Genomic DNA, 1037 nt, shown 5'->3' on the forward strand with positions numbered 1-1037 from the left:
TCTTGTGATGTGAATGACGTGAATGACGTGATTTCGGGACCGAACGACATGATCCGCTCCATCCTCGCCATCGACGATTCCGCGACCATGCGCGCCCTGCTGCAGGCGACGCTGGCCGACGCCGGCTACGACGTGCACGTGGCCGCCGACGGCGAGATCGCGCTCGAGCTGGCCGCCGCGATCGCCTTCGACCTGGTCGTGACCGATCACCACATGCCGGGCAAGAACGGCCTGGACGTGATCCGCACGCTGCGCGCGCGCGGCGCCTACGCGGCGACGCCGATCCTGGTGCTGACCACCGAGAGCGGCGAGGACTTCAAGTCGGCGGCGCGCGAGGCGGGCGCCACCGGCTGGATCGAGAAGCCGCTCGACCCGGAAACGCTGCTGGACCTGGTGGCCGCGCTGGCGGCGCCGAGCCACCCGTAGTCGCGCGCACGCGACCGGCCCCGGACCAGGGCCGACGACCCCAATACGACGCCAACCGACGATACGACGTGGATCCGGCATGACTCTCGACATCACCCAGTTCTACCAGACGTTCTTCGACGAGGCCGACGAGCTGCTCGCGCAGATGGAGCAGTTGCTGCTCGGTCTCGACGCCGGCTCGCCGGATCCGGAGGACCTGGCCGCGATCTTCCGCGCCGCGCATTCGATCAAGGGCGGCGCGGCCACCTTCGGCTTCGCGGCGCTGACCGACACCACCCACATCCTCGAATCACTGCTCGATCGCGCGCGCAATCACGAGATCGCGCTGACGGTGCCGATGATCGACGCGTTCCTGGAAACCAAGGACGTGCTCTCGGAGCAACTGGCCGACTACCGCGCCAGCGCCGAGCCCGACGCGGCCGCCGCCGCGGCGATCTGCGCCAAGCTCGAGGCGCTGCTGCAGGGCGCGCTGGGCCAGGCCGCGGCGCCCGCCCCGGCACCCGCCCCGGCACCCGCCCCGGCGGCGGTGCAGCCGGCGGCGCACGAGGAGGAAGAGGAATCCGAGGCGGACCTGGAGCGCGCCTTCGCGGCCGCGGCGGCCGAATTCGACG

Annotated in this window: 2 protein-coding genes; both read left to right on the forward strand. The window is 71.0% G+C overall.

Annotated elements, in window-relative coordinates:
• Positions 1-48: 48 nt before the first annotated feature.
• Positions 49-426: a response regulator gene (locus F3J10_RS35755; protein WP_025099994.1), complete on the forward strand. Its 378-nt coding sequence runs from the start codon at positions 49-51 to the stop codon at positions 424-426.
• Positions 427-505: 79 nt separating this feature from the next.
• On the forward strand, positions 506-1037 hold a 532-nt coding region (locus F3J10_RS35760), incomplete at its 3' end, for an Hpt domain-containing protein (RefSeq protein WP_240155813.1).

The sequence above is a fragment of the Burkholderia sp. Cy-637 genome (genome assembly GCF_011753175.1).
Taxonomy (GTDB): Bacteria; Pseudomonadota; Gammaproteobacteria; order Burkholderiales; family Burkholderiaceae; genus Burkholderia; species Burkholderia gladioli.

Coding starts and splice junctions, on each gene's coding strand:
- F3J10_RS35755 (WP_025099994.1), top strand. CDS start 49: ATGATCCGCTCCATCCTCGCCATCGACGATTCCGCGACCATGCGCGCC.